Source organism: Streptomyces sp. NPDC005728 (assembly GCF_040630895.1).
In the GTDB taxonomy this organism is placed as follows: domain Bacteria; phylum Actinomycetota; class Actinomycetes; order Streptomycetales; family Streptomycetaceae; genus Streptomyces.
The window spans coordinates 1-9028 of sequence record NZ_JBEXYL010000183.1 but is presented as its reverse complement, the minus strand read 5'-3'; the positions used below and the strand labels follow the sequence as shown (position 1 = coordinate 9028).

Below are 9028 nucleotides of genomic sequence, written 5' to 3'. Positions count from 1 at the left end.
AGGGCTCGCAGAAGAACAACATGCGGGCGCGCGTCGCGCTGACCTGCGATGTCAAGTCCCAAGACCAACAAGTTAATTCCCTGCGAGCCCTAACGACCTCGTGCGTGGTTGGCCGTGGCTCGGCACCCCGGTAGCTCGTCGAACCGTGCATGATGGGGGTTGGGGCGCGTGAGTTGATCGCGGCGGAGTACCGGCTCACTGGGTTGTCGCCAGATGTGATCGCTGAACTCGTTGCTGAGGTGGGGCCGTTGTGGCACGAGCGACATCAGGCTCGGCTCACGGCTCGGCCCCGGCGGCGGACTGTGGAAGCTGGAGCGCAACACAAGCTCGTCTTCGTCGACCGACTGCTGGCCACATTGGTGAGTCTTCGCCATGGCACCACTCATGACGTGCTGGCCTGCTGGTTCGGGGTGGATCGCGCCACCATCACGCGCGCGATCGGGGAGGTGCGGCCCCTGCTGGCCGAGCGGGCTGCACCGTCGCTCCGGGCATCCGGCTGAGCACTCTGGCCGAAGCCTGGACTCGCCGTGAAATCCCAGCTCGGGCGCGTCCGGCCAGCACAGCACCTCCCAGTTGATCACGGCGGCGTTCGGACCGATCGCCGCCGTGAAGGCGGCCTCGATGCTGCCGACCGCTCGCACAGTGTCCCCTCGAGCAGCGCCGGGTCCGCCGACGGCGCCGGCACCGCCCCTGGCGCCGGATCGGGAAGGCGACGCCAGGGCTCGGGAAGCGAGTCCTCGACCAGGACAAGCGCCCCTGGATTCGGACCGATGCCGGGCTCCACTGCCGGACTGGGCTCGAGCAGGTGGAGCCGGGTCCTTCCCGCCGCCTCAATCTCCGCCGCGAACGTAACAGCGTCAACGCCGTCCTTCACCAGAGTGCGGTGCACCCGCTTCACGGCGTCGTGCGTCATGTGCCTCAGGGGCACGCTCCAGCTGCCTCGGCCGATTCGGCCCACCACGCGGCCGCCCGGGCGGCGAGACGTTCCCTATGTTCTGCCCGGCTCACGGGCCGTCTACAACGCTCAGCTGCACCTCCTGCACGGCGTCCACCCTCCCCCCGTCGGCAGCCACCTGCTCCAGCGTCACACCCGGGCCGCGGTTCCTCGCGACCCGCACGACTTCCTCGCGGAACTCTTCCGGATACGGCTTCGGAACAACGGCATCCTGCCCACCCACCCCCACACGCCAGGCCAGTTCAGATGTCACCCGATCGTGCATCAGACCCTCCTTCCATAAAGGGTCCTTGAGGGGCACTCAACAATTACTTATGGAAAGACGGTTTCATGTGACAGGCGTCTCTGGTTCCGAGGGAACCAGAAGCAGTCACAGCTCGTCCGCTCGCACGTCTAAACGCCCTTGCCCACGTGGCCAGTTCACGCAAGCCCGTTCCGAATGTTGAGATATCCTTCTGTCCCGGATGCTCCGCTCATCGCAGGTGCACCGTTGATTGAAATCGTCAACGACAAGGCCTTTCTCCGTACCGGAACGGCCCCACTCGTCGTACCGCCGTCGGCTCTTTCCATTCCGACGGTTCACGCCTTCGAGCAGGAATTGATGCCCGTTCAACCACTCGCGGAGCTCGTACGCTTCGCGCGCCACAACTCGCCTTTCTACCGTGAGCTCTACGCTCATCTGCCCAGTCATGCGGCACACCTCACGGATCTTCCGGTGGTGCCACAGGCGGACTTCTGGCGGGCCAACTCACCCCGCGACAACAGGCTGCTGACCGCGCCGCTCCACGAGGCGGTCGTCTTCCGCAGCGGTGGCACCACGGGATCCCCGAAGTTCTCCTACTACAGCCGCACGGAATGGCGGGAGTTCACCACGGCGTTCGGCGCCGGACTCGTCAATGCCGGGCTGCGACCGGGTCATCGGGTTGCCGACCTGTTCTACGCGGGTGATCTGTACGCCAGTTTCAGCTTCGTCCTGGACTCGCTGCACCGTTCCCCGGTGGCCAACGTCCGCCTCCCCATCGGCGGCGCGACGCCCTGGGAATCCACCGCGGCCACCCTGGGGGAATTCCAGGTCCAGGTCGTCGCCGGAACGCCCACCACCCTGTGCTCCCTCGCCGAGCGCCTCACCTCCGCAGGCCGGTCACTCCCGGACGTGGAGCTGCTGTTCTTCGGCGGTGAATGCCTCTTCGGCGACCAGCTCCCCCTGCTTGCGGGCGCGTTCCCGAAGGCCCAGGTGCGCTCCCTCGGCTACGCCAGCGTGGACGCCGGGCTGCTCGGGGAGGCCGTGCCCGGCGGCGACCCGCGCGTGCACCGCGTGTTCACCCCGTACACGATGGTCGAGATCCTCGACGAGGAGACCGACCGGCCCGTCACCGGCGACGGCGTTCCGGGACGGCTGGTCGTCACCGACCTGCGCCGACGGCTCATGCCGGTGCTCCGCTATCCGGCCGGTGACCGGGCCGAGTGGGTGGACCGGAACGCCGGTGTCTTCCGCATCCTGGGCCGCGCCGAGGAGGGCGTTCGGGTCGGTCCCGTCTCCCTCTACACCCAGGACGTCCACGACATCGTCATGGCTGCCGACACGGCCGGTGAGGTGACGGGGCTGCAACTCGTGGTGCGCCGCAGCAACGGCCGCGACGGCTTGGTACTGCTGCTCGCGACGGGTGAACCCGGTGCCGGGAACAGTGCGTTGGCAGATGCCGTCGCCACCGCGGTCCTGGCGCAACGCCCGCTCTATCGGAGCGCGACCGCCGCCGGTCATGTGAACCCGCTCATCGTCCAATGGGTGCGGCACCAGGACCTGGCCGTCAACTCCCGTACGGGCAAGCTCATCCGCGTCGTCGACGAACGGCCGCATTCATGAACGCGGTGGGGTCACGCACACGCCGTCTGCCCCTCGTGCTGCGCAACGCGTCGTTCGGCCGGGTCTGGGCCGGTCAGCTCCTCACCCAGGCCGCGAGCAGGATGTTCCAGGTCGGCGCGGTCTGGTGGCTGGTCGGATTCGCGGGCGGCGGGCACCGCGGGCTCGACTCGGGCCTTTTCCTCATGGTCAGCACGCTGCCGGCGGTCGCGCTCGCCCCCGTGGTCGCCCGCATCGTCGCACGTCACGCCCATCGGACGGTGCTGGCCGGCGCGGCGGCCGTGGCCGGCGCGGTGGCCACGGTGGCGGCCGTCCTGGCGCAGTCAGGGCCACTGCCGATGGCCGCGATCTACGCGGTGGGGCTGGCGCTGGCTGCCTGTCAGGCACTCTTCGACCCGTGCCTGACGACATCGGTGCCGGAACTCGTCGAGGACGCCGACATCGAAGCGGCCACCGGATTCGAGCTGTCCACCCAGTCGGTCGCCGGGCTCGGCGGAGGACTGCTCGGACCGCTCGCGGTCGACGCGGGCGGGCTCCCGGGCGTCGTCGCCGCCTGCGCTGCCGCCTACCTGCTCGCGGCCCTGCTGGTCCTCTCGGCGCGCTTCCCGCACGCCACGGCCCAGACGCACGGACCCCAGAGCGGCACGGCACCCGCATCGCGGACGCTGCGCCAGGTCCTGGCCCGGCTCCCGTTCATCCGCCGTGTGCTGGTCTGCTTCGCCGCCGCCAACGTCTTCACCACCGCTGTCTACGTCGTGATGCCGCTCTACACGCGGGGTGTGCTGCACTCCACCGGCTCGACCGTGGCCTCGCTGGAGGCCGCCCTCGGCGCGGGCACACTCGTCGGATCCTTCACCGGTGCCCGCCTTCCGGGGCGTCCCGTCACCGTCGGCACCGTGAGTCTGACCGTGATGGCCGCGGCCCTCGGGCTGCCGGGCCTGGTCCCCGGGCACGCCGTGGCGTTCGGTGCCCTGGCCGTCGTCGGCTGGTGCGTCGGCGTGATCGGCGTCCGGTTCGTCGCGCTGTTCCAGCGGCTGGTGCCTGCCGACGACAAGCCGGAGTTCTTCGCAGTCATGCAGGCGCTGCTCGGTGCCACGTTCCCCGTCGCCTCACTCGTCTTCGGCGCATTGGGTGACCATCTGACGGCCCGCACGCTCTGCCTGGTGCAGGGCGCAGGTCTCGTACCGGTCGCGCTGGCACTGTGGTGGGTCGGCGGACGGACGGACACCGACGGACCCCGGGCGTCCGCAACACAGCCCCTCACCCGGGCGGGAGAAGCGTCATGAGCGTCGTCGTCTCCCCCGCCACGGTCCAGGACATCGCGGAACTGCGGCAGTTGTACTTCGAGGTGTACGGGCACGGCTACCCGGTACCGCTCGGCAGTGACCCGGCCGTCATGCGCCGACTGATCACCGACGGCACCGCGCACTGGCTCACCGCCCGCACACACCGCGCCGACCTGGTCGGATCCGCCGTTGTACAGACCGATCCGGGCAGCCGCATCGGCAAGCTCGTCGGACTCGCCGTGCATCCCGGCCACCGGGGCGGCGGGCTGGCTTCCCGACTGACCGGTGCCGTCTGCGACGAAGCGTTCGGCACCGGCCGCCTCGACTCGGTGTACGCCACCGTCCGCGTCGTCACCGAGGGCCCCCAGCACGTCGTCGTACGCAACGGCTTCCGGCCGCTCGGCCTGATGCCCAACGCGGTCGAGGTCGAGGGCTGCGAGAGCCTCGCACTGTTCGCCCGCTACGCCGACGGCGTGCTGGAACGCCGCGCCCCCGTCGAGCACGTGCCGGAACGGCTGTCGGTGCTGCTGTCCGCCGCCTCCAGCGGCATCGGCATCGACTACGGCGCCACCGGGCTCGTCCCCGGTGGCGGTGCGGCGCGCGCCACCGCGGTTGCCGCACCGATCGAGCTGATCAACGCCCCGGCCTTCGTCCGCCGCCGCTTCCTGGAACGGTTTCCCGAAGCGGGCGACCGCTTCTTCCCGCTGCACACCCCGAACGCGCTCCTGGTGGCGGCCGACGGCGGCTTCGAGGCGTACGCCGACCTCGACCCGGTGGCGGGCAGCTGCGCGCTGGTCGCCGTCCATCCGCGCCCGGCCGCGGTGACCGGCGCGCTGGAGGCGCTGATGACCAAGGTCACCCGGGCCGGCGCGGACTACGCCGAGACGCTGCTCCCACTGGCCGACACCGAGGCCCTGGAGGTCTATCTCGCCTCGGGGTTCGTGCCCAGCGCGGTCTATCCCGCCATGCGCCGCATCCACGACCGCTTCCACGACCACGTGGTGCTGTCCCGCACCAGCCGCCAGATCGACTTCCGGACGACGGCCGTCAGCCCCTTGCTCCAGCCGTACCTCGGCGCCTATCTGAGCGCCTGGACCGCCACCTACCTGCCCCTTCACGAGGTGTCCCGATGAACCCCCATCTCGCTCCCGTCGAGGTCCCCGACCCGGCGGCGCTCGGCCACGTGCAACGACTGTGCGACCTGGCGGAGCCGTACGCGGCCGGCGCCGGCATCGACGAGCTGTTCGCCGCGGCGATGGCCGAGACCCATGCCTGGCACGCCCAGCGCTCCGCGTTCTACGCCGCCCTGCTCCAGGACACGCCCGAGGCCCCGGCGCCCACGGTCGGCGACACAGTGCGCACCCCCCTGGTGCCCGCCGCCTTCTTCAAGCGCCACGAGGTGCTCTCCATCCCTCGCGAGGAGGTGTTCCTGCACCTGACCTCCTCGGGCACCACGGGCCAGAAGTCGCAGATGTTCTTCGACGAGTGGACGATCCGCTCGGCGCAGCGCATGGTGGCCCGGATCTTCGACCACTACGGCTGGATCACCCCCGACCAACCGGTCAACTACCTGCTGTACAGCTACGAGCCCGCGCCGTCGCTGAAGCTGGGCACGTCGTTCACCGACAACTACCTGTGTGACTTCGCCCCGGCCCGGCACACCACGCACGCGCTGCGGCACACCGGATCCGGCCACGAGTTCGACGTGCACGGCTGCATCGCGGCGCTCCAGCAGTACGCGGACGACGACGTGCCGGTGCGCATCCTGGGCTTCCCTGCCTTCCTGTACTTCACCTTGGAACGGATGAGGGCCATGGGTCTGCCGCCGCTGCGGCTGCCCGAGGGATCACTGATGGTGCTCGGCGGCGGCTGGAAGGGCCATGCCGACCGGCAGATCGGCAAGGACGTGTTCTACGCCGAGGTCACCGAACGCCTCGGCATCCCGGGCGAGCGTGTCCGGGACACGTTCGGCTCCGTCGAGCACTGCGTGCCGTACGTCGAGTGCGCACACCACCGGCTGCACGTGCCGGTGTGGTCACGCGCCGCGGTCCGCGACACGGCGACGCTGCGTCCGCTGCCGTACGGAGAGCGCGGCCTTCTTCACCTGGTCAGCCCGTACATCACCGCCGTTCCGGCGCAGAGCGTCGTGATGGGCGACCTTGCCTCGCTGCACCCGGGCGAGGACTGCCCCTGCCCGCTGCCCACCGACTGGTTCACCGTGCACGGCCGTGCCGGGGTGAGCCGCAACCGCAGTTGCGCGGTCGCCGCCGCCGAACTGATGAAGGGAATGTCGTGACCACCTCCGCACTTCACCTCTGGCAGGGCGAGTTCATCGACGACGCCGAGGCCGGCCGACGGCTCGCCGGGCTGGCGGAGTCGACCGGGCGGGTCCTGGCACGACCGCTGCCCACCGACGTGGTGCTCGGCGCCTGCGCCGCAGTCAGCCGTGACCTGGCCGATCCCGGCTCCGACCTGTACGGCCGGCTGGCCGGACAGCTGACCGCCGTCGAGGGCGCGACCACCTTGGCCGAGCTGGCCGGCGCGCTCACCCGGCAGGCGCTGGAACGCAAGCTGCGCCGGGAACTGGGCGGGCTGCGGCCGGAGCGGCTGACCCGGCCGGACGGCCGCGAGACGGTGTACGAGTCCTGGGCGCCCGTGGGCCTGCTGGTGCACATCGCGCCCGGAAACGCCGCCGCCGTGGCACCCCTGAGCGTCGTCGAGGGCCTGCTGGCGGGCAACGTCAACGTCCTGAAGACCAGCAGCTCCGACACCTCACTCGCCCAGGACCTGCTCGCCGCCCTCGGGGCCGCCGACCCGACCGGGCTGATCTCCGAGCGCGTGGTGGCCCTCCGCTTCCCGTCATCGCGGCAGGACTGGATCCAGGCGCTGTGCGGGCAGGCCGACGCAATCGCCGCCTGGGGCGGAGAGGACGCCATACGCGCGGTGAGCGACATCGCACCGCCGGGCTGCCGGGTCGTCGAGTGGGGGCACCGCATCTCCTTCGCCTACCTGACCCGGGAAGCAGCGACCGACGACAGCACGCTCGACGCGCTCGCCGAGGATGTCTGCCGCTTCGAACAGCAGGCGTGCTCCAGCCCTCAGGTGGTCTATCTCGACTCCCCGGACGCCGACGACGTCTTCGCGTTCGCCGGGCGGTTCGCCGAGCGGCTGGCGAAGGTGTCCGACGCCCTGCGCGCGCCACTGCCCGGACCGGCCGAGCAGGCGGAGATCACCACCGTGCAGCAGCTGGCCCGGCTCGAACAACACCTCGGCCTCACCCGCGTGTTCGCCGCCGACGACGGTTCATGGCGGGTGATGGCGGACACCCGGTCTGCGCTCGACGCCTCCCCGCTGCATCGCAGCGTCTGGGTGAAGCCGCTCCCCCGGCACACGGTCACGGCGACGCTGCGGCCGATGCGCCGCTATCTGCAGACCGCGGCTGTCGGCGGCAGCCCGGCGGACGTGGCCGAGCTGTCGCGCGCCCTCTTCGCCGCGGGGGTCACCCGGGTCACCCCGGTCGGCTCCATGCTGGAGGGCTACGAGGGTGAACCGCACGACGGGGTCTACGCGTTGCAGCGCTACAGCCGTCGGGTGAGCGTGCGCGCGCCGGGCGATGCGTTCCGCACCGTCGCCTGCCTGGACGACCTGGTGGCGCCCCCGGTCCTGCCCCCGGCGCCCGAGGCACCGCTGCTCGGCAAGGAAGGCGTGCAGCGCGCTCTCGTCTCGCTGGACCCGCGCCACGCCCACCTGTACTTCCGCAGCGGGGGTTCCACGGGCACGCCCGCCCTGTCGGTGTTCACCTGCGACGACTACGGCAACCAGATGCGCGCCGCAGCCGACGGGCTGCTCGCCGCCGGCTTCGACCCGGCCCGTGACCGGGCGGCCAACCTGTTCTATTGCGGCGGGATGTACGGGAGTTTCATCAGCTTCTTCTCCATTCTGGAACGCCTGAACGCCACCCAGATCCCGATGGCCGCAGGTCCCGACCACGCCATGACCGCCGAGGCACTGGTCGCCCACGGGGCGGACACCCTCTTCGGCATGCCGTCCTACTTGTGGCAGCTGTTCCACGCCGAGGCGGACCGGCTGCGTGCGTACGGCGGGATCAGGAAGGTGTTCTACGGCGGAGAGCACTTCACCCCCGAGCAACGCCGGGTACTGACCGATGAGTTCGGCGTCGAGGTCATCCGATCCGCTGCGTACGGCAGCACCGATCTGGGGCCGCTGGGGTACCAGTGCACGGCGGGTGAGGGGTCGGTTCACCATGTGCTGACCGATCTGCACACGCTGGAGATCCTCCATCCGCACACGGACCGGCCGGTGACACCGGGCGAGCCGGGACGGCTGGTCTTCACCTCCCGGGCCCGTGCCGGACAGCGGCTGGAGCGCTACGAGATCGGTGACCTGGGCCGAGCGGTGGAGGGCGCGTGCGCGTGCGGCAGCCACGTGCCGAGGCTGGAACTGCTGGGGCGCTACGGCGACGTCGTGCGCGTCGGCACGTATTTCGTCAACTACCGGCGCATCCTGCGGGCCGCGCAGGAACGCCTCGGCTACCACGGTGAGATGCAGTTGCTGGTCGCATCCGGCTCCGGCCGGGAAGTGCTGACGGTCCGGCTCGACGAGCAGTACGCGAGCGACCCCGATGCAGCGCGCGAGGCCCTCCTCGCCGAGGTGACGGAGCTGGCTTCGGCCGAGGCGGAGGGTCTGCTGGCCTTCGCCGTGGAGACCGTGCGGAGGGAGACGTTCGAGCGCACCTCCACCAGCGGCAAGCTGCGGACGGTCGTCGATCTGCGCTAGCCGGTCTCCGTATGGCCGCGGCCCGCCCCTTCCACCGGCCAGGCCGGTGCAGGTGGCGCAGGCGAACGCAAGGGCATGGGAGGAGTTCACCGAACAGCTGAAAGGAGCGCTCGGCGAGAGCCGCGTGGC

At 70.6% G+C, this 9028-nt stretch carries 7 protein-coding genes; 6 read left to right on the top strand and 1 reads right to left on the bottom strand.

Annotated elements, in window-relative coordinates; genetic code table 11:
* Window positions 1-149: 149 nt before the first annotated feature.
* The gene (locus ABZ471_RS46255; RefSeq protein WP_359075169.1) at window positions 150-500 is read left to right on the top strand and encodes a transposase family protein; all 351 of its coding nucleotides are present in this window, start codon (window positions 150-152) and stop codon (window positions 498-500) included.
* Window positions 501-1004: 504 nt separating this feature from the next.
* Here the strand turns inward: ABZ471_RS46255 and ABZ471_RS46250 are convergent.
* On the bottom strand, window positions 1005-1220 hold the full coding sequence (locus ABZ471_RS46250) for a hypothetical protein (protein ID WP_359075168.1): 216 nt from the start codon (window positions 1218-1220) through the stop codon (window positions 1005-1007).
* 336 nt (window positions 1221-1556) lie between these two features.
* Between ABZ471_RS46250 and ABZ471_RS46245 the strand changes: the two genes are divergently transcribed.
* Genes ABZ471_RS46245 through ABZ471_RS46225 form a run of 5 tightly spaced genes read left to right on the top strand, consistent with a single transcriptional unit; the run spans window position 1557 to window position 8899 of the window.
* Window positions 1557-2819: a phenylacetate--CoA ligase family protein gene (locus ABZ471_RS46245; protein ID WP_359075167.1), complete on the top strand. Its 1263-nt coding sequence runs from the start codon at window positions 1557-1559 to the stop codon at window positions 2817-2819.
* Window positions 2816-4102 carry an MFS transporter gene (locus ABZ471_RS46240; protein WP_359075166.1) on the top strand — a complete coding sequence of 429 codons (1287 nt, stop codon included), beginning with the start codon at window positions 2816-2818 and terminating at the stop codon, window positions 4100-4102. Before ABZ471_RS46245 ends, ABZ471_RS46240 begins: the two co-directional genes overlap by 4 nt.
* Window positions 4099-5235, top strand: coding sequence for a GNAT family N-acetyltransferase (locus ABZ471_RS46235; RefSeq protein ID WP_359075165.1), 1137 nt, complete (start codon window positions 4099-4101; stop codon window positions 5233-5235). The genes ABZ471_RS46240 and ABZ471_RS46235 overlap by 4 nt, the downstream gene beginning before the upstream one ends.
* On the top strand, window positions 5232-6398 hold the full coding sequence (locus tag ABZ471_RS46230; RefSeq protein WP_359075164.1) for an acyl-protein synthase: 1167 nt from the start codon (window positions 5232-5234) through the stop codon (window positions 6396-6398). The genes ABZ471_RS46235 and ABZ471_RS46230 overlap by 4 nt, the downstream gene beginning before the upstream one ends.
* Window positions 6395-8899: an acyl-CoA reductase gene (locus tag ABZ471_RS46225; protein ID WP_359075163.1), complete on the top strand. Its 2505-nt coding sequence runs from the start codon at window positions 6395-6397 to the stop codon at window positions 8897-8899. The genes ABZ471_RS46230 and ABZ471_RS46225 overlap by 4 nt, the downstream gene beginning before the upstream one ends.
* The last annotated feature ends 129 nt before the right edge of the window (window positions 8900-9028 follow it).